Annotated in this window: 30 protein-coding genes; 6 read left to right on the forward strand and 24 right to left on the reverse strand. The window is 57.1% G+C overall.

The window, feature by feature from the left end:
- Nucleotides 1–14: 14 nt before the first annotated feature.
- Nucleotides 15–431: a hypothetical protein gene (locus RAK07_RS03915; protein ID WP_305731536.1), complete on the reverse strand. Its 417-nt coding sequence runs from the start codon at nucleotides 429–431 to the stop codon at nucleotides 15–17.
- A complete protein-coding gene (locus RAK07_RS03920) occupies nucleotides 400–3,528 on the reverse strand; it encodes an efflux RND transporter permease subunit (protein WP_305731537.1) in 3,129 nt (1,042 codons plus the stop codon). The genes RAK07_RS03915 and RAK07_RS03920 overlap by 32 nt, the downstream gene beginning before the upstream one ends.
- A gap of 189 nt (nucleotides 3,529–3,717) precedes the next feature.
- On the opposite strand from RAK07_RS03920, the gene RAK07_RS03925 reads away from it, so the two are divergent.
- Nucleotides 3,718–4,440 (forward strand): hypothetical protein, encoded by a 723-nt coding sequence (locus RAK07_RS03925; RefSeq protein WP_305731538.1) that lies wholly within the window; start codon nucleotides 3,718–3,720, stop codon nucleotides 4,438–4,440.
- 48 nt (nucleotides 4,441–4,488) lie between these two features.
- Here RAK07_RS03925 and RAK07_RS03930 read toward each other — a convergent pair whose 3' ends face one another.
- From RAK07_RS03930 to RAK07_RS03995, 15 genes are all read right to left on the reverse strand, one after another.
- Complete coding sequence (locus RAK07_RS03930) at nucleotides 4,489–5,874, reverse strand: sodium-dependent transporter (protein ID WP_305731539.1); 1,386 nt, start codon at nucleotides 5,872–5,874, stop codon at nucleotides 4,489–4,491.
- A 111-nt stretch (nucleotides 5,875–5,985) separates the two neighbouring features.
- Nucleotides 5,986–6,450, reverse strand: a complete 465-nt coding sequence (locus RAK07_RS03935) for a nuclear transport factor 2 family protein (protein ID WP_305731540.1) — start codon at nucleotides 6,448–6,450, stop codon at nucleotides 5,986–5,988.
- A gap of 53 nt (nucleotides 6,451–6,503) precedes the next feature.
- Nucleotides 6,504–6,842: a quaternary ammonium compound efflux SMR transporter SugE gene (gene sugE / locus RAK07_RS03940; RefSeq protein ID WP_305731541.1), complete on the reverse strand. Its 339-nt coding sequence runs from the start codon at nucleotides 6,840–6,842 to the stop codon at nucleotides 6,504–6,506.
- Nucleotides 6,843–7,030: 188 nt separating this feature from the next.
- Nucleotides 7,031–7,363, reverse strand: coding sequence for a DMT family transporter (locus RAK07_RS03945; RefSeq protein ID WP_305733473.1), 333 nt, complete (start codon nucleotides 7,361–7,363; stop codon nucleotides 7,031–7,033).
- A gap of 415 nt (nucleotides 7,364–7,778) precedes the next feature.
- The gene (locus RAK07_RS14055; RefSeq protein ID WP_374215778.1) at nucleotides 7,779–8,243 is read right to left on the reverse strand and encodes a DUF4260 domain-containing protein; all 465 of its coding nucleotides are present in this window, start codon (nucleotides 8,241–8,243) and stop codon (nucleotides 7,779–7,781) included.
- Nucleotides 8,244–8,277: 34 nt separating this feature from the next.
- Nucleotides 8,278–9,114 (reverse strand): penicillin-binding transpeptidase domain-containing protein, encoded by an 837-nt coding sequence (locus RAK07_RS03950; protein ID WP_305731542.1) that lies wholly within the window; start codon nucleotides 9,112–9,114, stop codon nucleotides 8,278–8,280.
- A gap of 174 nt (nucleotides 9,115–9,288) precedes the next feature.
- Entirely contained in the window at nucleotides 9,289–9,615 is a 327-nt protein-coding gene (locus RAK07_RS03955; protein WP_305731543.1) for a type II toxin-antitoxin system HicB family antitoxin, read from the reverse strand.
- Nucleotides 9,612–9,866: a type II toxin-antitoxin system HicA family toxin gene (locus RAK07_RS03960; protein ID WP_305731544.1), complete on the reverse strand. Its 255-nt coding sequence runs from the start codon at nucleotides 9,864–9,866 to the stop codon at nucleotides 9,612–9,614. Before RAK07_RS03960 ends, RAK07_RS03955 begins: the two co-directional genes overlap by 4 nt.
- A gap of 200 nt (nucleotides 9,867–10,066) precedes the next feature.
- Nucleotides 10,067–10,372 (reverse strand): addiction module antidote protein, encoded by a 306-nt coding sequence (locus tag RAK07_RS03965; protein ID WP_305731545.1) that lies wholly within the window; start codon nucleotides 10,370–10,372, stop codon nucleotides 10,067–10,069.
- A gap of 4 nt (nucleotides 10,373–10,376) precedes the next feature.
- Nucleotides 10,377–10,628 carry a type II toxin-antitoxin system RelE/ParE family toxin gene (locus tag RAK07_RS03970; RefSeq protein ID WP_305733474.1) on the reverse strand — a complete coding sequence of 84 codons (252 nt, stop codon included), beginning with the start codon at nucleotides 10,626–10,628 and terminating at the stop codon, nucleotides 10,377–10,379.
- Between the two features lie 140 nt (nucleotides 10,629–10,768).
- Nucleotides 10,769–11,116, reverse strand: a complete 348-nt coding sequence (locus RAK07_RS03975; protein WP_305731546.1) for a DUF3024 domain-containing protein — start codon at nucleotides 11,114–11,116, stop codon at nucleotides 10,769–10,771.
- A gap of 164 nt (nucleotides 11,117–11,280) precedes the next feature.
- Nucleotides 11,281–11,856, reverse strand: coding sequence for a 5' nucleotidase, NT5C type (locus tag RAK07_RS03980; protein ID WP_305731547.1), 576 nt, complete (start codon nucleotides 11,854–11,856; stop codon nucleotides 11,281–11,283).
- Between the two features lie 658 nt (nucleotides 11,857–12,514).
- Nucleotides 12,515–13,324, reverse strand: coding sequence for an HTH domain-containing protein (locus RAK07_RS03985; RefSeq protein WP_305731548.1), 810 nt, complete (start codon nucleotides 13,322–13,324; stop codon nucleotides 12,515–12,517).
- Nucleotides 13,325–13,467: 143 nt separating this feature from the next.
- Complete coding sequence (locus RAK07_RS03990) at nucleotides 13,468–13,821, reverse strand: 4-fold beta flower protein (protein WP_305731549.1); 354 nt, start codon at nucleotides 13,819–13,821, stop codon at nucleotides 13,468–13,470.
- Nucleotides 13,822–13,983: 162 nt separating this feature from the next.
- Nucleotides 13,984–14,772 carry a hypothetical protein gene (locus tag RAK07_RS03995; RefSeq protein WP_305731550.1) on the reverse strand — a complete coding sequence of 263 codons (789 nt, stop codon included), beginning with the start codon at nucleotides 14,770–14,772 and terminating at the stop codon, nucleotides 13,984–13,986.
- 158 nt (nucleotides 14,773–14,930) lie between these two features.
- Between RAK07_RS03995 and RAK07_RS04000 the strand changes: the two genes are divergently transcribed.
- The 5 genes from RAK07_RS04000 (at nucleotide 14,931) to RAK07_RS04020 (ending at nucleotide 19,409) form a co-directional block, all read left to right on the forward strand.
- Nucleotides 14,931–15,905 (forward strand): integron integrase, encoded by a 975-nt coding sequence (locus RAK07_RS04000; protein WP_305731551.1) that lies wholly within the window; start codon nucleotides 14,931–14,933, stop codon nucleotides 15,903–15,905.
- Nucleotides 15,906–16,028: 123 nt separating this feature from the next.
- Nucleotides 16,029–16,232, forward strand: a complete 204-nt coding sequence (locus RAK07_RS04005; RefSeq protein WP_305731552.1) for a hypothetical protein — start codon at nucleotides 16,029–16,031, stop codon at nucleotides 16,230–16,232.
- Nucleotides 16,229–16,624: a type II toxin-antitoxin system VapC family toxin gene (locus RAK07_RS04010; protein ID WP_305731553.1), complete on the forward strand. Its 396-nt coding sequence runs from the start codon at nucleotides 16,229–16,231 to the stop codon at nucleotides 16,622–16,624. Before RAK07_RS04005 ends, RAK07_RS04010 begins: the two co-directional genes overlap by 4 nt.
- 27 nt (nucleotides 16,625–16,651) lie before the next feature.
- Entirely contained in the window at nucleotides 16,652–18,013 is a 1,362-nt protein-coding gene (gene bioA, locus RAK07_RS04015; protein WP_305731554.1) for an adenosylmethionine--8-amino-7-oxononanoate transaminase, read from the forward strand.
- Nucleotides 18,006–19,409, forward strand: a complete 1,404-nt coding sequence (locus tag RAK07_RS04020; protein ID WP_305731555.1) for a sigma-54-dependent transcriptional regulator — start codon at nucleotides 18,006–18,008, stop codon at nucleotides 19,407–19,409. Before bioA ends, RAK07_RS04020 begins: the two co-directional genes overlap by 8 nt.
- A gap of 91 nt (nucleotides 19,410–19,500) precedes the next feature.
- Here the strand turns inward: RAK07_RS04020 and RAK07_RS04025 are convergent, their stop codons facing one another.
- From RAK07_RS04025 to RAK07_RS04055, 7 genes are all read right to left on the reverse strand, one after another.
- Nucleotides 19,501–21,141, reverse strand: coding sequence for a HAMP domain-containing methyl-accepting chemotaxis protein (locus tag RAK07_RS04025; RefSeq protein ID WP_305731556.1), 1,641 nt, complete (start codon nucleotides 21,139–21,141; stop codon nucleotides 19,501–19,503).
- 204 nt (nucleotides 21,142–21,345) lie between these two features.
- Complete coding sequence (locus RAK07_RS04030) at nucleotides 21,346–21,798, reverse strand: cytochrome C (protein WP_305731557.1); 453 nt, start codon at nucleotides 21,796–21,798, stop codon at nucleotides 21,346–21,348.
- 306 nt (nucleotides 21,799–22,104) lie between these two features.
- On the reverse strand, nucleotides 22,105–22,215 hold the full coding sequence (locus RAK07_RS04035; RefSeq protein ID WP_305731558.1) for a FeoB-associated Cys-rich membrane protein: 111 nt from the start codon (nucleotides 22,213–22,215) through the stop codon (nucleotides 22,105–22,107).
- 1 nt (nucleotide 22,216) lies between these two features.
- Nucleotides 22,217–24,376 carry a ferrous iron transport protein B gene (gene feoB / locus RAK07_RS04040; protein ID WP_305731559.1) on the reverse strand — a complete coding sequence of 720 codons (2,160 nt, stop codon included), beginning with the start codon at nucleotides 24,374–24,376 and terminating at the stop codon, nucleotides 22,217–22,219.
- Entirely contained in the window at nucleotides 24,373–24,603 is a 231-nt protein-coding gene (locus RAK07_RS04045) for a FeoA family protein (protein WP_305731560.1), read from the reverse strand. The genes feoB and RAK07_RS04045 overlap by 4 nt, the downstream gene beginning before the upstream one ends.
- Nucleotides 24,600–24,887 carry a FeoA family protein gene (locus RAK07_RS04050; protein ID WP_305731561.1) on the reverse strand — a complete coding sequence of 96 codons (288 nt, stop codon included), beginning with the start codon at nucleotides 24,885–24,887 and terminating at the stop codon, nucleotides 24,600–24,602. Before RAK07_RS04050 ends, RAK07_RS04045 begins: the two co-directional genes overlap by 4 nt.
- Nucleotides 24,888–24,963: 76 nt before the next feature.
- On the reverse strand, nucleotides 24,964–25,776 hold the full coding sequence (locus tag RAK07_RS04055) for a transporter (RefSeq protein WP_305731562.1): 813 nt from the start codon (nucleotides 25,774–25,776) through the stop codon (nucleotides 24,964–24,966).
- Nucleotides 25,777–25,819: the final 43 nt, after the last annotated feature.

Here is a 25,819-nt window from a genome sequence, read left to right on the forward strand (position 1 = left end):
GTTTCAGAAGGGCATCAGTTGATCAGCTTGTTCGACTTCACGGCTTCTTCACGCTTTTCCTGAATCCGCTTGCTGACCGCTTCCAGTACCTCTTCCTCTGTGTAGCCTTTTTTTCGGGGCAAGAGCGGCAGATCCAGGTCGGCGTCGGCCGGCTGTTCCATTGCCGGTCCCATGGCCTTGCGCAACATTTCCATTTTTTCGTCGTAGATGATGGCCTCCTGGGCCAGACGAACTGCGTTCAGCAGTACGCCCCGCACGGTGAAGACCAGCAGCAGGAGGGGAACGATATCTTCCAGCCAGTAGTCGAAACTGCGCTCGCGCGCCATCGTACCGGCCAGCAGCCCTGCCGAGGCGATCAACGCGCCGAACAGATTGCCCAGCAGCCGGAACTCGGGGCCGTCAGGAAGCTGTTGGATGTACTCTTTCGCCATGGGGCACCTCCCGACGGCGTACCTCCATCAACCGTCGCTGTACAAGGTCTAGATAGTAGTAGACCACCGGTGTTATGTAAAGGGTTAATATTTGGGAGACTATCAAGCCGCCAACCACCGCCAGTCCCAGGGGACGGCGGGCGGCGGCACCGGCACCGATACCCAGGGCGATGGGCAGCGCCCCCATCAGGGCGGCCATGGTGGTCATCATGATCGGCCGAAAGCGGATCAGCGCCCCCCGGTAAATGGCGTCCAAAGGCGCCGTCCCTTCACTGCGCTGCGCCTCAAGGGCGAAGTCGATCATCATGATGGCGTTCTTCTTAACGATCCCCACCAGCAGAATGATGCCGACAAAGGCGTACAGATTCAGCTCGTGGCCGAACAGCAGTAGGGTCAGCAAGGCTCCCAGGCCGGCGGAAGGAAGGCCGGAGAGGATCGTCAACGGGTGGATATAGCTTTCGTACAGCACCCCCAGGACGATGTAGATTACCGCAATGGCGGCGATCAGCAGCCAGCTCAGTCCTTTGAACGACTGCTGGAAGGCCTGGGCCGTTCCCTGGAAGGCGGTGGTAATGCCGGCAGGCAGTGTGCGCGCCTCCTGTTCGACGGTGGCGGTCGCCTCGCCCAAGGGAACGCCGGGGCGTATGTTGAAGGAGATCGTCACGGCCGTGGATTGTCCCAGGTGATTGACTGACAGGGGGCCGACGGTACGCTGGGGGCTCACCAGGGTGGAGAGCGGCACCAGCTGGCCGCCGGAGGAGCGGACGTAGAGCAGCGACAGGGCGCTGGCATCCTGCTGGTACTTGGGCTCCACCTCCAGGATCACCCGGTACTGGTTGCTGGGGGCGAATATGGTGGATACCTGTCGCGAGCCGTAGGCGTAGTAAAGCACGTCTTCGACCTGCTGTGCCGAAACCCCCAGTGCGGCGGCCCGATCCCGGTCGATGACCAGCTTCAGTTCCGGATTCCTGATCTGCAGATCGGAGGTAACATCCTGCAGGATCGGTACATTTTTCAGGCGGGCTTCGAACTCGGCCGCCGCTTTGTAGAGGGTGTCGGTATCCGGCGACATCAGGGCGAACTGGTACTGGGCCTTGGCCAGGGTCGCCTCCAGCCGGATCGGCGGCGGATTCTGCAAGAACACCTGGATGCCGGGCAGTTTGGCCAGCTTGGGCCGCAGTTGCTGGATCACCTCGTCTGCGCTGTCCCTGCGCTGATGGAGCGGCTTGAGGCGGATAAACATGAAGCCGCTGTTGGAGCCGACCCGGCTGCCGGAAGCGCCGGCCGAGGACATGAATGCCTCCACGTTCGGATTCTGGCGTACGATCTCGGCGGCCAGCTGCTGGTTGCGCATCATCTCCTCGAAGGAAATCCCCTGGACCCCTTCCGTGATGCCGAAGATGCCGCCGGTATCCTCACTGGAAAAGAGGCCCGCCGGCATGCGCATGAACATCCCCACCGTGATCGCGCCGGAAACTACGGTGAACACCAGCACCGCCCGGCGGTGCCGCAGCACCCACTGCAGCGAGATGTCATAGCCGTCCCGCAGGCGGTCGAAGAACCGCTCCATGAACAGGTAGAGGCGGCCGTGCCGTTGCGTTGCGTCATGCTGCTTCAGGAAACGGCTGCACATCATCGGGGTGAGCGTCAGCGATACAAAGCCGGAAATCAGGATCGCCGCCGAGATGGTGATGGCGAACTCGTTCAGAAGCCGTCCCAGCATCCCCCCCATGAACAGCACCGGGATGAACACCGCCACCAGCGAAATGGTCATGGAGACGATGGTGAAGCCGATTTCCTTCGCGCCGCGCAGGGCCGCTGCCATTGGTTTTTCGCCGTTTTCGATATGGCGGACGATGTTTTCCAGCATGACGATGGCGTCGTCCACCACGAAGCCGATGGAGAGGGTCAGCGCCAGCAGGCTGATGTTGTTGATGGAGATGCCCAGGCCGTACATGACCGCAAAGGTCCCGACGATGGACAGGGGAACCGCCAGGCTGGGGATGATGGTGGCCGGCAGGTTGCGCAGGAAGAGAAAGATCACCATGATCACCAGGCCGATGGTCAGCACCAGGGTGAACTTCACCTCATCCACCGACTCGCGGATGGAGACGGTCCGGTCGTAGAGCACGTTCATCTGCAGCGCAGCGGGCAGTTGGCTTTGGAATTCGGGCAGCAGTGCCTTGATGGCGTCCACCATCTCAATGGTATTGGCGCCCGGCTGGCGCTGAACCGCCAGAATAATGGCCCGGGTGGCGAACTCCTTGCGGTTGTACCAGGCGGCCACCTTATCGTTTTCAACGCTGTCAATGGCGGTTCCCAGATCCTGCACCCGCACCGGCGAGCCGTTCTTCCAGGCAACGATGGCCGGCCTGAACGCCTCCGCCGACAAAAGCGGTCCGTTGGTCTGGATGGTCAGGGCCTGCTTCGGCCCCTGCAGCGTGCCGGTGGGCAGGTTGGAATTGGCGCGGGAAAGGGCGGTCGCCACCTCGTCGATGCCGATACCCCGTGAGGCCAGCTGACGAGGGTCAACCTGCACCCGTGCCGCGTACTTTTGTGACCCGTAGACCAGCACCTGGGCGACGCCGCTCACCATGGAGATCCGCTGGGCCAGCATGGTGTCCGCGTACTCGTTGACCTGGTGCAGCGGCATGGTGGCGGAGTTCAGTGCAATGTACAGCACCGGCGAATCCGCCGGATTCACCTTGCGGTAGGAGGGGGGAGTCGCCATGTCCGGCGGCAACTGGCGCATCGCCTTGGCGATGGCCGCCTGCACGTCCAGGGCCGCGGCGTCGATGTCCCGTTTGAGGGTGAACTTGAGGGTGATGATGGAGAGCCCCTGACCATTGGTGGAGGTCATGGAATCCAGGCCAGCAATGGTGGAGAACTCCCGTTCCAGGGGGGTGGCCACGGCGGAGGCCATGGTCTCGGGGCTGGCGCCAGCCAGGTCGGAGCGGACCTGGATGGTGGGAAAGTCCACCGTGGGCAGGTCGTTCACCGGCAATCCTCGGTAGGCCAGCATGCCGAAGACCATGATCGCCAGCATCACCAGGCTGGTGGCGATGGGGCGGCGTATGAACGGTTCGGAAATATTCATCGGCTCCCGATACGCTACTCCGGGCAGGAAAATAAAGGTAACATTATAGGTCGGGATGCCGGAAATGCAATGTCTTCGGCGTACAGCGACACGATTTTCGTGCGGTGCTATGCACGGCAGCGTCCCGTGGTATACTGAGTTTTCAGGGAACGCGCCGTTCCGAGTACGACGAAAAGGAGGGTATCTTTAATGAAACCATTGTCTTGGCTGACCATCATGCTGGCGGTTCTGCTGGTGCCCGCTCTGGGCCACACCTTCAACGTTGCGGGACGCTACGACAGCAGCGAAGGGAAAATGACCCTGCAGCAGTCGGGTGACCGGGTGCAGGGCCGCTATGGTAACGACAACGGTGAGCTGACCGGCATACTCTTTGACTCGACCCTTGACGGTTTCTGGATTGAGAACTCCTCCAGCCGGCGTTGTTCGACCCCGAAAAATGGTCGCTATTACTGGGGAAGGGTGAAACTTGAATTCTCGGGAAGCGGCTTTTCGGGGAAATGGGGCTACTGCGAGGAACCGCTGAACAGTACGTGGAGCGGAACACGCCTGTCCGGCGGTGCCGGCATGCCGGCACTCCCCGCTGATAGTGCCGACGCTCTTGTCATTGACGGCGGCACCAGACTGGAAGGGGTATGGGGCTCAACGGAAGGTGATATCCGCTTTCGCCAGCAGGGCAACCGGCTGAGTGGCCGCTACGCCACCGATAACGGCGAAATCGTCGGCACCGTCGACAACAACGTCCTGCGCGGCTTCTGGATTGAAGACCACTCGGGCAGGCGGTGCGCCACGCCCCGCAATGGCCGGTACTTTTGGGGGCGTGTCGAGTTCCGCTTCAACGGCGATAGTTTCAGCGGCCGGTGGGGCTATTGCGACGAAGGACTGAGCGGCTCCTGGAGCGGTCAGCGCAAGTAGCGGGCGGATGACGACAACCGGGAGCAATCCCGGTTGTTCGCTCTGCGGTCAGCCGAGCAGTGCGGCGATCCAGGCAAAGAGCCCGGTGTCACGTACCTTGAAATAGAGCACCACGGCCACCGCCAGCGGCGAAATATAGCGGATCAAAAAGTGCCAGGCCGGATAGACCCAGCCGGCTCCACCGGCAAGCAACTGCTGCTTCTCCTCCGCGCCGCTCCAGAACCAGCCGACGTAGATCGCAGTCACCAGGCCGCTCAGCGGCAAGAGGTAGTTGCTGGCCAGCAGATCGGCGGCATCGAAGAAAACCAGACCGGCGACCACCTTCCACTCCGACAGTAAATTGTAGGAAAGGGCCGTGGGAATGCCAACCACGAAGGCCAGCCCGGCGAGGAAGGCGCTGGCCCGCTTTCGTCCCCATCCCCGTTCGTCGATCAGGTAGGCCACCTGCGCCTCCAGCAGGGAAATGTTGCTGGTCAGGGCGGCGAAGGCCAGCAGCAGGAAAAAGACAATGGCCAGGAACTGTCCGCCGGGAAGCTGGGAAAATACCACCGGTATGGTCTTGAATACCAGCCCCGGCCCGGCAGCCGGCTGCATGTTCACCGAGAAGACCACCGAAAAGATCGCCACGCCGGCCATCAGGGAGATCGTCGTGTCCAGGAGCACTACCCGGAAACTGGCCGACAGCAGGTTTTCCTTCCGGTTCAGGTAAGAACCGTAGGTGATCATGGCCGCCATCCCCAGAGACAGGGTGAAAAAGGCATGTCCCAGTGCTTCGAGCACGGAGCCGGGGGTCAGCTTGCCGAAATCGGGGCGGAACATGAAGGCCAGTCCTTGCCAGGCGCCGGCACTGAACAGGCCGTTCAGGAAGAGCAACACCATCAGGGCGAACAGGATCGGCATCAGGATCTTGTTCCAGCGTTCGATCCCTTTTTGCACGCCGCCGATCACGATCCCGAGGCAGAGGATCATGAACACGAAATGCCAGAAAAGCTGCCGGGGACCGTTGGCGGTCAGGCCGCCGAACATTCCCTCGATGGCGGCCGCCGGCTGGCCGGAAAAACTGTCCAGCAGCGAGCGATAAAGATACTCCAGGGTCCAGCCGGCAACCACCGAGTAGTAGGAGCAGATGATGAATGCCGCTGCCACGCTGATCCAGCCGGCGGCACACCAGGGCGACCGCTTTCCTTCAAGTTTGATGAACGCACCCACGGCATCGCGGCGGGTCTGGCGACCGATCATCAGCTCGGCCATCATGATCGGCAGACCGACAATGGCGATGCTGACCAGATAGACCAGCACGAAGGCGCCGCCGCCGTTCTGGCCGGTAATATAGGGAAATTTCCAGATATTGCCGAGACCGATGGCGCTGCCGGCGGCAGCCAGAACGAAACCGAGGCGGGAAGCCCATTGTGCCCGGGGTGCCTGCTTTGACATGAATGGTTCTGCTCCACAGGTAAGATTCTGAAAACAGGTGTTCCGGATGCTGCTGAACCTCAGCATGCTGCAAGCGCGGTTGCAACAGCGGGCAATACCTCCGGGCCGTTGCTATTTTTCAGGCATTGCCGAGGAGTGGTGGCTGGTGATGAGCCACTCCGAACCGTTCCAGCGATAGGTGAAGGTGTAGCGCCCGCTGACCTGTGCCCCGGTTGTGGCAAAGGTGAAGGTGTACAGACCGGCATCAACTGCCGTGTTGCAGCCGATTTCAATACTGCGCAGGTTGATCGTGCCGGAGGGGCGGTTCTCCAGAAAATGATGGAAGTAATCTTCCTTTTCGGCTGGCGTGAGACGTGGCTTGTTCGAAACAGTGGGCAGGAGGATCGAGCGCTCTGCATAATTGGCGACTACCCTCTGCGGGTCACTGGTTCTCAGCGACTGGTTCCAGCGGTCGAATAGCAAGGCTATCTCCTGCTCTGTTGTTGCCTTGCATGATTCCGTGCGCATACCTTGGGTGCCGGCGCAACCGGTAAGGGTTGCCGCGATCAGAAGCATGCAGAGATACGTGCTTTTCATGGGTGCATTCCTTTCAGCGTTGATGGAAGAGCTTCAGACCATGATTACTATGGTCAGGCCGGGGTCGCAAGTTTTAATCCCACGATACCGGCGACGATCAGCCCAAGACTCAGGAGCCGCAAAAAATTTGCCGGTTCACCCAGCAGGACGATGCCGAGTACGGCGGTGCCCACCGCGCCCACGCCAACCCAGACCGCGTATGCGGTACCGACGGGCAGGGATTTCATTGCCACGCCAAGCAGCCCGAGGCTGACAATCATCGAGAATACGGTAGCAACTGTTGGCCAGAAACGGGTGAACCCTTCGGTATATTTTAGCCCAATCGCCCATCCGATCTCAAATAGGCCCGCAACAACAAGAATAAACCAGTTCATCACATACCTCTCTTTCATGCGGGGCCGTCCCCAGTCGGAGTAGAGAGGTGAGGTCGTCCTCACTTCTGGGAAACCTGACATGCACGGGATAACCGGTTGCCAACGCCGGAGCGCTGCTGCTTCTGTTGCCGACCAACTGGTAACTGCGGCATAGGTGAAATGCAGCGGCCAGTACGCCGGCCCGGGTTGATTGAGCCGTCAGGCGTCTAGTGTGCCGAGGATTTGGAAAAGAGATTAAGAACCAGTACGCCCGAAACAATAAGCAGAATGCCGACAATAGCAGGTACGTCAAGCTTTTGCCCCATGAAAATCCAAGCCACAAGAGCAACCAATGCTGTTCCGGCGCCTGACCAGATGGCATAGGCCATGCCGACCGGAATTGTTTTTAACGTGAGCGACAAGAAGTAGAATGCCGTGGCATAGCCTATGACCACCAGGCATGACGGCCAGAACTTCGTAAAACCTTCAGCCGACTTTAGCGCAGAGGTAGCGGCGACTTCACTCATGATTGCTACGGCAAGATAGCCCCATTTATGCATTCGATCGATCCTTTCTCCGTAACGCCTGACGTTCGCGAGATAGCCGGCTGACAGTGCCGGAGTAGTGCTGTTTGAATTGCCCGCCAACCGACGATTGCGGCATAGATGAATTCGGCGCACAGCAAGCCGGTCCGGGGTAATTGAGCCGTTAGCAAGACGAGTAGCCTGTTTGCGCATAATACGCGCAAGGCTAGGCATTTGCCTAAATTCCGTCTTGTAGGGCTCTGGTACACCAATATCTCGGCAAAAGGGTACGGTGGCGACTTTTTCAAGCAATGCCGTGTTCTTAAGAACTTGGTGCTGAAGCAATGAGCGGCGTAGCTTGCGGAGAGCGGCTGTTTTTACAGCATTTCTGATTTCTTCAATCATTGTTGATTGAGTGGCCTAACATAGAGCTGACCGGCGCTGCGCGGCTTTATCGCGCAGCGTCCAAGGTGACAGCCGGGTTGGGCGTAGAGACAGAAAGCCGCCCTATGCGGCCCAGGTGCGTAAAGCCAAAGCCCTCTGAGTACTTGAGCCCATACCCAAGTGCCCGGTCAAAGCCGATGTGAGCGCCCCAGATGACTCCGGCGCAAAGGACTGTCGGTGCCGGAAGAATAATACCAGCGGCAAGGCAACCGACAACCCCAATGTATGAGTGTGCCAAGTTGTAACTAGCGGCACCAACCTTTGGGGCTGCGAGGTAACCAAAGCATGAAAGGTCCGGCGCAAGAAAGAACAGTGCGAAAGCACCCCAGCCAAAGCCGAGCTGTGAATAGGCGACCACAGCTGCTACGAACACACACAATCCCTCGAGCCGCAGCACGAGACGTACGCCACCAGAATTTGCTCCAGACACAGGAGCCTCCTTATGTACAACGCCTGAATTAAGCCGTGCCACGAAGTGGCGTCGGCTTGAATGAATTGTTAGGCCCTCAATCAAGAATACCGAGATCCTTCAGGATCCTCCGGGTGATGGGAATCCGCTCATCGTAGGCGCGGCCGTACTCCGGGGCACCGAGTTGTATGGCGAAATAGTAGACGTTTTTGTTCTTTTCGACGTAGCCTACGTACCAATTCGACGTTTCTTCTCCATTGGGCTGGCAAGCTCCTGTTTTTGCGCTTAAACGCCACCGCTGCGTTTCCTCGGCCAGCATGATCTCTTTGGTCAGCCGGGTGGTCCGTTCCGACAGCCCGAGCCGTTCTTCGTAGAACGCCCGAAGGAACTCGACCTGCTCGTTCGGCGAGATACGCAGGCTTCCATCAACCCAGAATGGACCCTGAAGTCCCCCGCTCGCATCGGCATTCCCGTATCCAAACTGTTCCAGGAACCGCTGTGACGATTCAAGGCCGAGCATCAATGCCATCTGCCGGTAGTACCACATTGCCGATGCCTTGAAGGCCGACTGGAGGTCAAAGTTACGTGCCCAGTGGGCTGGCTGGTTGAATGACGAATCATATGCGAGCGTGTGTGCGGGATCACGAGCGGTTTCACTCTCGATCAGGATCGCCGTATTCGGAATTTTGAACGTCGAGCAGGGGGCGAACCGTTCGTTTGCGCGGTCCGCGTGGTAGCGGACGTAACGCTCACTGGCGGCGTCGAGCAAGACGAAGGTACCGTTGAGTCCAGCGAAGTAGCCACTCAGATCCGGTGCGGTATCGATGCCCTGTTCTTGCCCCAAAGCACCGGCACGCTCGTTCGAGTGCGCATAACCAACCATAATCGTGGAAGTGATCGCGATGGCGATCACGACTGCGGTGGGAACCTGCATCAATCGCCTCATTATCGTCAGCCTAACGTTCACGAGATAACCGGCTGGCGATACCGGAGTGGTGCTGCTTGACTAACCTGCCAACTGAAGACTGGGGAACTGGTCAAATTCAACGCGCAGTAAGCCAGTCCAAGTTGATTGAGCCGTTCGGGACTGGATAGCTGAGGTGGTTGATTAGGAGGCATGTGCCAGAACATCGGATGCCCACTGGTTTATGCTTACGCCATGAGCCTGTGCCATCATTGCGGCCCTGGCGTGAACCTCTGGAGGTACACGTAGCATGAGCTTACCTGAATAAGGCTTTTGCGGAGCCCGTCCCAGCTTCTCACAGGTGGCAAGATAGTCGTCAACTGCCTCTTCAAAAGCCGCTCTCAACTCTTTAACGGTTTCGGCATGGAAACCGATAACATCTTTGATGCCGGCAATATGTCCGATAAAGCATGCATCGTCGTCACTATATTCGATTCTTGCAGCATACCCCTTGAATGTCATGGTGCTCATGGTTTTACTCCCGCGCTCTCCAGGAACGTTTTGGCGTCTTTAACTTGATATGGTTTGGCCTCTTTTGCCGGGTGTGGCCGATGAAAGGTAGCAATAATGCCGTTTAGCTCAAACCTGACCCTTGAGCCGTTGCCTTCAATTGTTTGTGCACCGAGTGTGACGAATAGCGACTCGATTTTTCTCCACTCCAAAGTTGCTGGAACAGGAAGTGAAAAAATAGCAAGCAACGTGGTGCGGTGAGATTTATTCATGGGTTAAGGTTACCAAAGAGTTTGCAGTGATGCAATCAGATATTGATATCATGGCCGTGGTCCCTAACGTGTACGAGATAACCGGCTGGCGGAGCCGGAGCGGTGTTGCCTGAACTGCCGACGAACTGACGACTGCGACATTGGTGAAATTCAGCGCGCAGTAAGCCAGTCCGGGTTGATTGAGCAGTTAGAAGCGCGATTTACATGTGTGTGGGTTGTGCCACCAAGCGCACGCCAAGGGCTGCACATACACGGTTAATGGTGTCGAAACGTGGGTGAGCGTTAGGGCGGAGGGCTTTGTACAAGGCTTTTCTGGTAAGACCTGCTGCCTGTGCAATTTCGCTCATGCCGCGTGCGCGGGCTGCTACGCCGAGTGCATGTGCAAGCTCGGAAGAGTCACCTTCTTCAATAACCATAGTTACATAGGCGGCAATGTCTTCTTCGCTTTTTAACTGTTTTGCCATGTCAAACTCAGGCAGGTCTGAAATTTTGGTCTTATTTTTCATTCGTTTAATCCTCCAAGCTGCTGGCAAGTTCAATGGCCTTGGCAATATCACTGGCCTGTGTGCTCTTGTTGCCGCCGCCCAGCATTATGATAAGTACGTTGTTTCGTTGTATGTAATACATGCGCCAGCCAGGACCGAAATGTTCCCGCATTTCAAATACGCCGTCACCAACCGGCTTAATGTCACCAAGATTACCCCGCTGGGCCTTGTCAAGACGGTGGCTCAAGCGTAGGCGGGTGGTGCTGTAAGATGAAATCTAACGTTCACGAGATAAGGGGCTGGCGTAGACGAAGCTCCAGAAACACCGAAAGTGCGATATGTACCCTGCCAAAATTCAGCACCCAGCTAGCCAGTCCCACTTGATTGAGCCGTTAGGTGGTAGCGCAGGCATAAAGGCTACCCAAAGAAACAGCCATACTCGTCTGCGTCAACAACGTGCAGAAATTTTTCGATGGATGGAACCATTATGTCTGGTTGATAGCCATGCCACTTAAGGTCTGCACGCTTCCAGAAGATCTTCCAAGCCTTTTGCGTTTTGACATACGTTGCCTTTGCAAATGGATGTTCGCGAATGATGGAAGGGTTGTCCCATTGCGGCCGTATTTCAAGTAGCTCAACACTCTGGCCGGAAATTTTGTAGCCGAAGTCTAGTTCTGGCCGAATATGTGGGGCTGGGCGTCTTTTGGCAAGGAAAGCGGCCAATGCTTTTTCTATTTTCTTCAGCTCAAATTCTGAGAATGCCATGTGTTTGGGACCACCTAACGTGTACGAGATAACCGGCTGACGATGCCGGAGCGGTGCTGTCTGAACTGCTGATCAACTAACGACTGAGACATTGGTGAAATTCAGCGCACAGTAAGCCAGTCCGGGTTGATTGAGCCGTTAGGGAGCTGGCGGCTAAGAAATGGCTAGTCAAACTGTGAATGGATGAGCTTGTAAGCCTCGCTCCAAGATTTAACTCTTGGCTTGGCCACCTGCACATTTGTGCTGTTGCCAAAACAGATTGTTAAACACCCTTTATTTCTGAGGCTTTCAACATTTGTTGGGCTGTCCTCAATATATATATCTGCTCCAACTTGCTCCTTTTGTTTCATAAAACATAAGTCCCAATATGGAATACCATTTGAGTCAAGCCACTCTATTGTCTGGCTTACTGCTGTATGATGAAAATAATGAATGAATAATCTGTGTGTGATAATACGAATTCTTGCACCTTCGTCAGAAAGCATTCTGAGATATTTCCTGGCACCAGGAATCATGTCAGAGGTTTTAAATAGATCTCTTTGAGTTACTGCAAACCTGTGTAAACTGCTGTATTGATCTTCTGTGGTTATACCCCATTCTCCTAAACCATATGAAACCTCAGGGGTCAGGTCTTCTATTTTACACTCAAGCCATTCTGCGGCAATTTCGCGCATACGTTTGTAAAAATCTGAACAAACTCCATCGAGATCAACGCCAATTATTTTGCCTTCGACGCCCATATTCCCTCCTGACTCCCTAACGTTTACGAGATAACCGGCTGGCGACGCCGGAGCGGTGCTGCTTGCTAACCTGCCAACTGACGATTGCGGTATAAGCGAAATTGCGCGGACAGTAAGCCAGTCCGGGTTGATTGAGCAGTTAGGGTTGTGATGAAACAACTGCACTTACCATTAATTTGATAATTGAGTAAGTTGCGTAGCCAATGACGCACGAAATGGCCCCAGATAGGATTCTCTGGCCATTCGAGGTTTTGGGCCAAGAAAAACCGATAAACTTTATTTGCCAGAAAAATGCAATGTAATAGTTAAACATTGCCATGAAACTTATTGCCAATAATGTGTATGCAACGACAGAGTGTGTCTTGGTTGCTACAAACTGAATCGCTGCAAGAGTAATAGCCCACCGAAGCCAGTCAAAAATGCGTGGTGTTGCATTTAGCCAAAAAGTATCCCAAGAACATATCCATTCGTATTCGCTTTTCTTGGCGGTTATGTCTACTTTGACTGCGTCCATAATTGTAAGACCCTAACGTGTACGAGATAACCGGCTGGCGACGCCGGAACGATGCCGCCTGAACTGCCGACCAACTGACTACTGCGACATTGGTGAAATTGTGCGGACAGTAAGCCAGTCCGGGTTGATTGAGCCGTTAGATTTTTATGAACCACCACGCATCTTTTGTTCGATTGAACGTAGTGTGTTTTGAATTTCACGTTCTTTTAACTCTGGGTCAATGTCCTGAATGTATTCAATAGCTGAGAAGTCGTCTCCGCGCTTTCGGTTTTGTGGTGGTTCAAGAGCTTCTATAAGAAGTGCCTCGAGTGTTGCAACGAGTGAGGCCAACGATGTGTTTAATGTGGTTTCACGAAGATTTCCTTCTTGGGTAACGTCAAGAAGGCCAAACCATGAAAATCTGTTCCAACGGCTGCCGAGGCGGTCTATCGTGTGTTCAAACAAGCGCTTACCTAATGGGCGGTCGATAGAGCGACCAACATAAACAACCGTATGGTGGTCATAAAGGATGTAAATGCCTTTCTGTTTGCCGAAGTCTACTGGTTTGGAGAGAGCCTGTTGTTTTCCGTAAATTTTGGGGTCATTACGCCATACAACGAGATCGCGTTGCCAGTACATTCCGAATGAATGGATAATAGACTCAGATGACTCAATGTCAGTTTCTGCAAGTGTTTCCAGTTTCTTGGGCTTGTTTGATGTTGATTTTGTGGCTGTTATGGTGGCCGGGGATTTTTTGAGGGTAAAGGTGCCTTTAGCAACGCGGATAAATGGTGATTTTTCACCGTCATGTTTTATTGACGACGCGAGTTGAGCATTAACAGTTGCAGCAGGAGTTGCCCCGTCAGTTTCGTAATAGCCACGCGTTAGAATCTGTTCTGAAATTTCGGTATAGTGAAGCGGTATTGAGGATTCAGATAAAACCCTAATGATGGCTTCCTTCCAAGATTTCTCCATTTATACCCCCGTAAAAAATCTAACGTTCACGAGATAACCGGCTGGCGATGCCGGAGCGGTGCTGCCTGACTAACCGACTAACTGACGACTGAGGAACTGGTGAAATTGAGCGCACAGTAAGCCAGTCCGAGTTGATTGAGCCGTTAGGCAAGTATGAACTTCTGCCAGTCAATTTTGGCCCAACCTAAAGACGGAATTGCTGAAATTGGTGGTATGGATGAAATTGCAGGAATCGGCGCTATTGCTGGGATTGGTGGAATTGGTGGTATAGATGGAATTGGCAGTATGGGGCCGCCTGTTGCGCCTTTCGTGAAAGCAACAACACCGCCTTTGTGGTCGCGGAATAATCCTTTTTTGTATACACCCAGATGCTGCCCACGATGCCCGTAAACATTGTCTCCTTTTGTAATTGCAGCGTGCTTGCCATCAAGGTGATAGATATTATTGTCTTTGTGCCACGCTACGACTTTGCCTTTTCGGTTGTAAATAGGTTCCACGGCGACTCTCCTTTTTGAGGCCTAACGTGTACGAGATAACCGGCTGGCGATGCCGGAGTGGTGCTGCTTGACTAACCGACCAAAACAGACGACTGAGAAACTGGTGGAATTCAGCGCACAGTAAGCCAGTCCGAGTTGATTGAGCCGTTAGAAACCGCAATTTTATGAAGTGAGTTGCACAACTCGTACACTGCCTGGAAGTAAAGGCTTCATGCGACTAATTGTTGTAATTTGGCTCAAATGTAAGCGGTCTATTGTTTTGATTTCTGCCCATAACATTTCAACACCGTTGGTCATAGTGAGGTCAGGCCAGCCAGCACGATAGGTATATGGCGCCTCCATGAAAGCAGTAGCGATTTGCATTAGCCTTTCTGCCCCCAATGATTCAAATAACTGAGAGATAGAATTACAAGTGAGCCCTGGATACCACTCTTCAATCAACGGTGAACTATAAATTTCGTTGAAGTGGCGTACTATTTGAGATGTTTTGCTGGTACTAATTGCATTTAGAATCAGGTGAGAGCTTTGTCTGTGAATAGTAAATTGCGCTTCTGTCGCGCGTGTGCAGGCATCTTCTCTTGATTTGAATGTGTTAATATTTGTTAGGACTTCCAATGCCGCAGCCCTGATGAGTAAAAGAATTGGGCCACCTTCGCAGTAGCCGCCAACATACCCTTGAGAAGAAAAATAACGCCATGCAGCTAATTCAGGATTTCCCTTAAATTCCAGGCCAGGTAGTTTCTGGTAGGTGATACCTAAGTACTGACATTGTTCCTCCAGAGGCAGTGCGACAACTGCTTGTTTCCAGCCTTCATTAGTAAGTTTGCCGGAGACGTCTGCAAGTCCGCGATTTACAAGGCCTGTAAGAGTGCGTGAAGTGATTGAGATTTCCTTGCCATGAGCAATCTCTTGTAATGCTTTCTGCATTTGATTTGTAAGTGCACGGGCCATGTCATTGTCCAGATGTGGCTTCTAACGTGTATTAGACACCCTAAATTTTTGTTAAAAACGTCAAATTATATAAAAACATCTGATGCAAATTTGTAACAACATGTTATTGTTTGACTAATTAAAAAACGAAAACGACCTAAGGTATACGGAAAAACGTCATGGAAAACCAGCCTGCCAAACCAAAGCTTCTGGATCAGATTCGTGATCGTATCCGCCTGAAGCATTACAGCCGTAGAACAGAGGATGTCTACGTCGACTGGGCGAAACGTTTCATACTGTACCATAACAAACGGCATCCGCAAGAGATGGGAAAACAGGAGATTGAAGCGTTTCTCACTTGGCTTGCCCGTGACCGGCAGGTGTCGGCTTCAACCCAGAATCAGGCCAAGGCAGCGCTGCTGTTTCTGTACAAGGAAGTGCTGGATATGACGTTGCCCTGGCTTGGTGAGGTGGAGCAGGCCAAAAAGCCCCGGAAGATGCCGGTGGTGTTGACCGAGCGTGAAGTGCAGGTGCTGTTGTCACAACTGCCTGATGCCTGGTTGCTGCTTGGGCGCTTGTTGTATGGGACAGGGCTACGCCTGCTGGAGGGGCTGCGACTTCGGGTTCAGGATGTTGATTTCAGCGCAAACCAGATTCTGGTCCGCGACGGTAAGGGGGGCAAGGATCGGGTGACTATGTTGCCGCAGTTGCTGATTCTGCCGTTGAAAGACCATCTACTGCGGGTTAAACAGGTACATGAACACGATCTGGCGGCGGGGTATGGCGAGGTCTGGCTGCCGGAAGGGCTGGCCCGCAAGTATCCCAATGCGGGGCGTGAGTGGATCTGGCAGTATGTCTTTCCCTCGGCGCGGTTGTCGGTTGATCCCCGTTCCGGTGTGACACGGCGGCATCACTTGGATGAAAAGGGATTGCAGCGGGCGATCCGGCAGGCTGCTGCCGATGCCGGGCTGAGCAAGAAGGCAACGCCCCATACCCTGCGTCATTCCTTTGCCACGCATCTGTTGCAATCCGGCTATGATATCCGTACCGTGCAGGAGCTGCTGGGACATAAGGATGTGCAGACTACGATGATTTATACCCATGTGCTAAATAAGGGCGGCAGAGGGGTTGTTTCGCCGCTGGATAGAATATGACGAGGGAAACCGTGATGAATGCATTTAACGATAAGTGTGTTTGCGAAATGCATGCAAAATGCAGTAGATTGGTGTCGGAGGTGCGCTATGCCATCATTGCAAGTACGAGAGCTTCCTGAACATGTGTATCAGAGCCTGTGTGCCGAGGCGGCCCTGGAGCACCGCTCCATCGCGCAACAGGCGGTGGCCGTGCTGGCTCGCGGACTCCGGATCGACGAAAGCCGCCAGCGCCGCAGGGCCGCACTCCTGGCGGAAATCAAGGGCGATGGGTGCAATCTGATTCTGCCTGATCCGGCGGCGTTGGTCCGTGAGGATCGCGAGCGATGATTGCGGTTCTGGATGCCAGTGCCGCCGTGGGCGTTGTGCTGTGTCAGCCTCGGGCCGAGCGGCTGATGGAACCGTTGGAGGCGGCGTCTCTGGTGCTGGCTCCGGACCTTTTTGTGTCAGAAGTGTGTAATGTGTTCTGGAAGTATCGCACGGCAGGTCTGCTTGATCAGGAGCAGGCGGATCGGGCTTTGTCCAGATCGCTTGCGCTGACAGATCGCCTGGAACCGGCTTTTGCCTGTTATCAGGAAGCCTTTGCGCTGGCGGTCAGGCATCAGCATCCGTTTTATGACGCCCTGTATCTGGTGGTTGCCCGGCGCAACAATGCCCTGCTGCTAACCCTTGATCAGCGGCTTGCGGCACTGGCAACAACGCTTGAAATCAAGGTTGCATAAGCTGCAAAAGACAGGGAAGGATACCCCATGACCCACACCACCGCCCAGCTCCAGACCTGGGATAAACAGTACGTCTGGCACCCCTTTACCCAGATGCAGGACTGGCTGGCAGACGATCCGATCGTAATCGTGAAGGGGGAAGGAAGCTGGCTGATCGATTCCGACGGCAACCGTTATCTGGACGGTGTGGCCTCCATGTGGACCAATGTGCATGGTCACAGCCATCCGGAACTGAACCGGGCGCTGGCGGAGCAGGCGGCAAAGATCGAGCATTCAACGCTTCTGGGACTGGCCGGCGAGCAGTCCATCCTGCTGGCCAAACGGTTGGTCGAGATCACGCCGCCGGGCTTGACCCGGGTGTTTTACTCGGACAACGGTTCCACGGCGGTGGAGGTGGGGTTGAAGATGGCCTACCAGTACCACTGTCACCGGGGGGAGCCGCAGCGGACCCGCTTTCTTCGGCTGCAGCATGCCTACCACGGTGATACGGTGGGGGCCATGAGCGTGGGCGGTATCCCGATCTACCATGCCACCTTCAGCCCACTGTTGTTCAGCACCATCGAGGCCCCGGCGCCCTACTGCTACCGCTGCCCGCTGGGCAAGGACGATCCGGCTGCCTGCGGCATGGCCTGCCTGGGGGAACTGGAGCGGCTGGTGCAGGAGCACCGGGGGGAGCTTGCCGGGATGATGCTGGAGCCGCTGCTGCAGGGGGCAGGGGGGATGATCGTGCATCCCCGGGGCTACCTGCGGGGGGTACGGGAGCTGTGCGACCGCTACGGCCTGCTGCTGATCACCGACGAGGTGGCCACCGGCTTCGGTCGTACCGGCCGGATGTTCGCCTGCGAGCATGAAGAGGTGAGCCCGGATATCATGGCCATCTCCAAGGGGCTCTGCGCCGGCTACCTGCCCCTGGCCGCCACCCTGGCCACGGAGAAGATCTACGGAGCCTTTCTGGGCAATTACGCCGAGTTGAAAACGTTTTTCCACGGCCACACCTTCACCGGCAATCCCCTGGCCTGCGCCGTTGCTTTGAAAAGCCTGGAGCTGTTCGAGGAGAACAGCCTGCTGGCGGCGGTGCGGCAGCGCTCGGAGCAGTTGGCCCTCCGGCTGGCGCGGCTGGCGCAGCACCCGCAGGTGGGGAATGTGCGGCAGTGCGGCCTGGCGGCCGGTGTTGAGCTGGTGAAAGGCAAGCACAGCAAAGAACCGTACCCCTGGGAGGAGAAACGGGGGATCAGGGTCTGTGTTGCGGCGAGAAAGCATGGGGTGTTTTCCCGGCCCCTGGGCAATACGGTGGTGGTGTTTCCACCCCTCGCCATCAGCGCCGCCGAGTTGGATTCTCTGCTGACGGGGCTGGAACGGGCAATCGGGGAGGTGTGCGGCGATGGCTGAGGGGATGGAGCTGCAGACCCTGGCGCGGATTCTGGTGATCGACGACGACGAGTCGGGGCGTGGCGTGATGGAGCTGTTGCTACGCAAGGCCGGCTTTGAGGTGCGTACCGCCGCCAACGGCGCCGAGGGACGCACCCTGATCCGCAACGGCGTCTTTGATCTGGCGCTGGTTGATCTGTTGCTGCCGGATTGCAATGGTATCGACATTTTGAAGGATATCCGCGAGGTAGCGCCGCAGGCCCAGGTGGTGATGATTACCGGCCACGCGTCGGCGGAGTCTGCGGTGATGGCGATGAAGGCCGGAGCCTTTGACTACATTACCAAGCCGATCAATTTCGAAGAGCTGAAGCTGGTACTGGGCAAGGCCCGGGAGACGCAACGGCTGCTGTCGGAGAACGTGTACCTGCGCCGGCAATTGCGGGAGCGTTTCCTGTTCGACAGCATCATCGGCAGTTCGCCGGCCATGCGCCGGGTGTTCGAGCGGATGCAGCGGATCGTCAAGACCGATTCCACGGTTCTGATTACCGGCGAATCCGGCACCGGCAAGGAGCTGGTGGCCAGTGCTCTGCACCACAACAGCCGGCGCAAGGACCGGCCGTTCATCGCGGTCAACTGCGGCGCCATCCCCGAGTCGCTGATGGAGAGCGAGCTGTTCGGCCATGTGCGCGGCGCCTTTACCGGCGCGGTGCGGGATCGGATCGGCAAGTTCGAGGCGGCCAACCACGGTACGATTTTCCTTGACGAGATCGGCACCATGCCGCTGCACCTGCAGTCCAAGTTGTTGCGGGTGCTGCAGGAGCAGGAGATCGAGCGGGTCGGCTCCACCCGGGGGATCAAGCTGGATGTACGGGTGATCTCCGCCACCAATGCCGACCTTGACGAGCAGGTGCGCCTGGGAGGCTTCCGCGAAGACCTTTACTACCGGCTGAACGTGATTCCGCTGCACCTGCCGCCGCTGCGGGAGCGTCGGGAGGATATCCTGCCGCTGGTGAGCCACTTTCTGGAAAAGTTCCGCTGCCTGATGGGGCGGCAGGCCATTGCTCTCAGCAAGCAGGCCCTGGATGCACTGGAGCGCTACCAGTGGCCGGGTAACGTCCGCCAGTTGGAGAACGTGGTGGAGCGGATGGTGGCCCTTGCGGACGACGATAACATTTCCCTTGAGGACCTGCCGGCGGAAATTCTGGAACAGGTGGAAGCGCCCCGCGGCATCTGCTTCGAGCTGACCCCCGGCGGTATCGATATGCCCGCCGCCATCGAGGAGTTGGAACGGCAACTGATCGCCAGGGCCCTGGAACTGGGGGGCGGGGTCAAGGCCCGCGCCGCGGCGCTCTTGGGAGTAAACCGGACGACGCTGGTGGAGAAGCTGAAGCGGCTGAGGAGTGCCGAGCAGCGCTGACCTGTCCGGATGCGAAGCTGCGACGGCACGAACAACGAACGGGGTGTTCCCTGCGTGGAACACCCCGTCTGCGTGTCTGTCGTACCGCAGGTCAGGCCCTGAAACGGCTGACCAGGCTTTGCAGCTCTTCGGCCAACTGGGAGAGCCGGGCCGCGGCGGTGGCCGATTCGTTAGCCGCAGCGGACGATTGGCCGACCACGGCGGTCATCTGGTGGATGTTGCCGGTGATCTGGCTGGTGGTGGCGGTCTGCTCCTCGGCGGCGGTGGCGATCTGGGCCACCTGCAGGTTCACCTCGTTGATCTGAGCCAAGATGTCCTCCAGGGCCCGGCCGGAGCGGGCTGCTCCTTCGGTTCCCCGTTCCACCTCCTGGACCCCCTCTTCCATGGCTTGCACGGCACTCCGGGTCTCGTTCTGGATCGCCTTGATCATCTCGCCGATTTCGCGGGTGGCGCGGGTGGTGCGTTCGGCCAGGGCGCGCACCTCGTCGGCCACCACGGCGAAGCCCCGGCCCATCTCGCCCGCCCGGGCAGCCTCGATGGCGGCGTTGAGCGCCAGCAGGTTGGTCTGGTCGGCAATATCCTGGATGGTGGCGACGATGGCGCCGATCTGGTCGGAACGCTGGCCCAGCGCCTCGACACTGGCTGCGGTTCCCTTGACCCGTTGGGCGATGTTGTTCATGTAGCCCACCGTGCTGCGGACCACTTCGGCCCCCTCGTTAACCGCCGTGCTGGCCTGGTAGGAGTTGTCGGCGGCCAGCTGGCAGTTGCGGGAGATGTCCATGCTGGTGGCGGACATCTCTTCGCTGGCGGTGGCCACGGTTTCGGCCTGGCAGGCTACCTGTTCGGCGCCGGTGGCGGTCCGCTCCGCGTTGACGGTCAGTTGCTGGGCAGCGGTTGCCACTTGGGCCGAGCTGTCGGCGACCCGGCGGATGATCTGGGCAAAGGCATCGGTCATGGCATTGACGGAAGTGCCCAGCGAGCCCAGCTCATCCTTGGTAGTCAGCTGAATCCGCTGCGAAAGATCGCCGCCGGCAACGGCTTGGCTGACCCTGGCCAGGGTATCGGTGGCGGAGGTGATGGAACGCTGCACCATGAAGCCGATGATCGCGGAAACGGCGATGGCGGCCAGCACGGCCAGGGCGATGATCACCAGGGTGCGGCGGTAGGCCGAGCTGGCATCCTGGTAGGTGCGTTTCGCCTCCTCGCTTTCATGGGCGTAGATCGCCTTGGCCGCTTCGTCGGCCGGCTTGAACGTGGGGTTGCACTTGGTGACGATCAGGTGGGCCGCCTTTGCAAAGTCGCCGGCCAGTTCCGCTTCCAGAACGCTCAACAGCCCCTCTTTCACGAATACTGTCCGTTTGGCGGCAAAATCATCGACCAGCCGCTTTTCTTCGGCTCCCATCGGACGGCTGGTATACTTGTTCCAGAGGGTTGTGATTTCCTCGATGTTCTTCTTGACGATATCGGTATGGAACGAGGTGGGGTGGTCGTGCAGCCTGACGATGGCCGGATCCTTCGGATCGTGCTGCAGAGCCAGCAACAGATGAATGCGGTTGTCCCGCATCAGTTCCATGATCCGGCTGATCTCCATGACGTTGGTCATGTTTTCCGCGTAGATGTCCTGGATGTCGTTGTTGCTGTGCTTGATTCCGAACAGTCCCAACGCACTGACCAGCACCACTGCCACGCAGCCGGTCACCATCATGATAAACAGTTTTGCCTTGATACTCATAGGTTTCCTCTCTGCCGCGACGTGAATGTTACAATTTACTGCAAACGGTGTTTGTAAAACGCGCCATTCTTTTACCGGAATGCCGGAAAAACTGCAATTGACATTTATCAAATTTGTAAAGAATGGCCGGTTGACAACAAAGAAAGGGGCAGGTTGCTGAACCTGCCCCTGACGGTGGTGGGGAAAAGGGGTGAGGGAAAAGATTTAGTACTTGACCTTGAGACCGCTAACCTCTTCCTTGGTCAGGTCGGGCCAGCGCTTGAGGTTCCAGTTGCCGACCCAATTTTTGAAAATTTGCAGGTTCTTCTGCCGTTCTTCCTCGTTTGCACCCAGGTAGGCGTACATGTTGCCGGGCTTGCCGTCTTTGCTACCGCTGCCGTCGTCAAGGCGACGCATCAGCGCACCGGCGTTGGGCCAACCGACAAAGCTGACCAAGTGGCTGTAGGTGTCCATCCGCATCGCCATTCCCTTTTTCATCCAGACATCTTTCTCTTTCTTGAATCGGGCGTATTCCGGCATGTTTGCGTCATGGCAGGCAAGGCAGTTCTTGTCAAAGATCGCCTTGATGTCCTTGCTCCAGGTGACTTCCTGTGCCTGGGCCAGGCCGCTCAGGAGGGTGAACAGAGCTACTGCTGCAAGGGCGGTTACGGCTTTCATCGGTGTGAGACTCCTTTTTGTTGTTGATTGTTGATTTCAAAAAAAATTAGATGGTAAGCAAAATTATGGCAATCGGCTTTTTGCAGTCTGTCAGTCGGGAAAAGCGACCTGGTTGGGTCCGTTAAATTGGGCTGCATACAAGCGCCTTGTCGGCATCGGCCAGCAGTTGTCCAAAAAAGCGGCCCGTTGGAATGGCGCTGCCACCAATGCTGAAGGCCAGTTCGCCGTACCGGTTGGTACGGGGGGAAGATGAAGTTTTCCACCCTGCGACGTATCCGGTCTGCCACTTGGGCTGTTTTTCGGTGCTTACGTTTTATCGTCGCCGCAGCATCCCTTCTTCTTCCAGAGGGAGGTGTACAGAATCCAGACCGCTCCCCCGGCGATTGCCGCCATCAACAGGATTTCGAAAAACTCCATGTCAGCCTCCCAGGCCCAACAGTTTGCCTCCCTGGTAGATCAGCAGGGCCACGGTCCAGGCCAGGATGGTCGAGTAGGTAAAGGCGACCCCCATCCACTTCCAGGTGCCAAACTCGTGACGCATGGCCGCACCCACCACCACGCAGGGCATGTAGAGCAGAACAAAGGCCATGAAGGCGAAGGAGGTCAGGGGGGTAAACTGTCCTTTCAGCGCCTGTTTCAGGGAGGAAAGGTCCTCTTCCGGCTCTTCCGCTTCCGGCAGGTAGAGCAGGGCGCTGACCGCCGCTTTCACGGCACCGCCGAAGGAGACCACGATTTCCTTCACGTCTTCTCCCAGGGGCGGTGCTGCTTCCTTTTTCTCTTCTTCCTTCGGTGCGTAGATTTCGCCCATGGTTCCCACGACGATCTCTTTGGCGATAACCCCGGTAATCAGGGATGACGCTGCCTCCCAGGTGCCGAAGCCCACGGGTTCGAAAATAGGTGCAACGGCGCTGCCCGCCTTGCCCAGGTAGGAGTCTCTCTTGCTTTCCACGCCCCAGGGAAGGTTGAGCAGGAACCAGACCAGCACCGACACGGCGAAGATGTAGGTACCGGCCTTGATCAGAAAGTGCTTGCCCTTTTCCCAGGTGTGCAGGCAGAGGCTGGCGAAGGAGGGCATCCGGTAGGGAGGCAGTTCCATGATGAACATGGGGGCCTCGCCCCTGAAGAGGGTACGCTTGAAGATGAAGCCCATCAGGACCGCCAGCAGGATTCCCATGATGTAGAGCACCCAGATCACGGTGCCGGGGTTGTCCGGGAAGAAAACCCCCACGAACAACACGTAGACCGGCAACCGTGCACCGCAGGACATGAGCGGAATCAGCAGGGCAGTCAGTATTTTGTCTTTGGGGTTCTCCAGGGTGCGGGTGGCGTAGATGCCCGGCACGTTGCAGCCGAAGCCCAACAGCATCGGGATGAAGGATTTGCCGTGCAGGCCGATGGCATGCATGGCCCGGTCCATCACGAAGGCGGCCCGCGCCATGTAGCCGCTGCCTTCCAGGAAGGTGATGAAGAACATCATGGCAAAGATGACCGGTACGAAGACCAGTACCGAGCCGACGCCGGCGATCACGCCGTCGTTGACCAGGGACACGGTCCAGTCCGGCGCGCCGATGCCGCCGAGAATGGCGGCGGTCCAGCGTTTGAACGGCCCGTTGGTCATGGCATCCAGCCAGTCGCTGAAAGGTGAGGAGAGGTCGAAGGTCAGCTTGAACAGGAACCACATGGCCGCCATGAAGATCGGTATCCCCAGAAAGCGGTTGAGCACGATCCGGTCGATCCGCTCGGTCAGCTCGATGGAACGTTTTTCCGGCTTGGTCAGCACCTCCCGGCAGAGGCCTGCGGACAGGGCGTAGCGGCTGTCGGCCATCACTCCCTCGATATCGTTGCCGTGGGCCCGGTTTAAGTGCTCGAAGGCCTGCGGCGGCAGGGAGGCCGGGGAGATGTTGACCCCCTCCAGCACCAGCTTGTCACCTTCCAGCAGTTTGAGCAGCAGCCAGCGCTGGGGATACTGGTCGAGCAGGGCGCCATGCTGGCGTTGCAGGTGGTCATGCAGGCAGGTGAGTGCGCTTTCAACATCTTCGCCGTAGCTGAGCGTCCGGGGACGATGGGCGGCCGTGCTCTCGGCGGTGGCGACCACCGCCTTCAGCAGGTCGTCCAGGCCGGTCTTGCGGGTCGCCGAGGTGGGCACCACGGTGATGCCAAGTGTTTCAGCCATCTGGGCGGCGTTGATCCGGTATCCCTTTGCCTCGGCCTCGTCGTGGATATTGAGGGCCATTATCATTGGAATGCCCAGTTCAAGGAGCTGGATGGTGAGGTAGAGATTGCGCTCCAGGTTGGTGGCATCCACGACGTTGATGATCAGGTCCGGCTTGTGCTGCACCAGGTAGTCACGGGTGATGATCTCTTCCTGGGTGTACGGGGAAAGGGAATAGCAGCCGGGCAGGTCCACCAGGCGGATGGGGCGGCCGGCGAACTCGAACAGCGCCTCCTTCTTCTCCACGGTGACGCCGGGCCAGTTGCCCACATGGAGGCGGCTGCCGGCAATGGCGTTGATCAGGGTTGACTTGCCGGCATTGGGGTTGCCGGCCACGGCAACGACGTAGGCGTTTTCCCGCTTCATGCCGTCACCTCGATCTCGATCCCTGTGGCCTCGCCTTTACGCAAGGAGAGGTTGTAGCCCTTGACCGTCACTTCGATCGGATCGCCCATGGGCGCCACTTTCTCCACCTTGATCAGTTCTCCGGGGATGACCCCCATATCCATCAGCCGCCGTCTGATCGGGCCGATGGTGGTGTCCAGCTTCAGGATACGCCCCTGTTGGCCGGGTTTGAGGTTGCTGAGATTCATGCTGCCACTCCTTTCACACTGATGGTTCTGGCTATTTTGCGGTCAATGGCGATACGGGCCTCATCCACCAGCAGCAGCAACAGACTTCCATCGTTTTTCAGTACTTCCACCTGCTTGCCCACTCGTAACCCCATCTCTTCAGCCCGAGTTGCCGTGGCCTTGTGGTGATGCGGCATTGCATCTCCCCGGCCATGCCCGGAATCATGGCATCCGCAGTTTCCGCAATGTCTGATGGCGATAATTTCACCCCGTTCTCCGGGGGAGAGCAGTTCCAGCGGCATCATTCGTATCCTCCGAACATGAAGTAGTGGTGGCTCCGGGACACGCGACGGTGTCCCGGAAATTGACATACGAGGCGGATCAGAATTTGAGAACCACGCCGTAAAGTACGGTGACGTCATCTTCGGCTTTGGTCAGGCCGACCTTGACGCCGGCGTTGACGTCAAGGAAGTCGTTGATTTCATAGCGGGCACCGGTCAGGGCGTATATCGGCAGCTCGGTGGAGCCGTAGCCTTCCTTGTTCTCGGAGCTTTTCAGTCCGAAATCGGCAACCGCGAACAGCCCCTTCATCACTTCAACCTCACCGGCGACGGATGCTGACCAGATATTACTGCGCAGAGCCTCGCGGGCTTCGTCAAGACGGTAGGCGTGATGCTCGTAGCCGATGTTGGCGTGCAGGGCGTATGTGCCGTCTTCAAACTCTTTGGTGGCGATCAGGACTACTCCCGGCTGCCAGCGGCCTTCCGAAAGGCCGGCGCTGTACTTGCCGGTGGGCATGATCAGGGTCGGTTTGATGGCGAAGTTGATGCCGGCCAGTTCGGCGAAGGCGTATTTCACTTCCAGGGTCATGTCGCCGAAGCCGTCGGCTTTACCCACCAGTTGGCCGTCTTCCCGGGTCCGGTCGCTGAAGGTGTAGGGGACTTCCAGGGAGATACCCAGAGCTTTGTAGAGACCGGTGGTGATTTTTACCGAACCGTCGCTGGCGGTTGTTTTCTCGGTGACCCCGCTGGTTTTTTCCTTGTTGAACATGGTGGAACCGTTCAGTTCGATTTCCACTTTCCCGACGTCAACGGTACCGGCGTCGTCGGTTTCAAGGGGCGGGCCGGCCAGGGCGGAACCGGCGGTAAACAGGGCAAGGGCCAGGGCGGCAACGGTGGTGCGAAGTGCGTTCATGAACAGCTCTCCTTTTGGATGAAAGTCGATTCCGGCTGGCTTG

Source organism: Trichlorobacter ammonificans, assembly GCF_933509905.1.
In the GTDB taxonomy this organism is placed as follows: Bacteria; Desulfobacterota; Desulfuromonadia; order Geobacterales; family Pseudopelobacteraceae; genus Trichlorobacter; species Trichlorobacter ammonificans.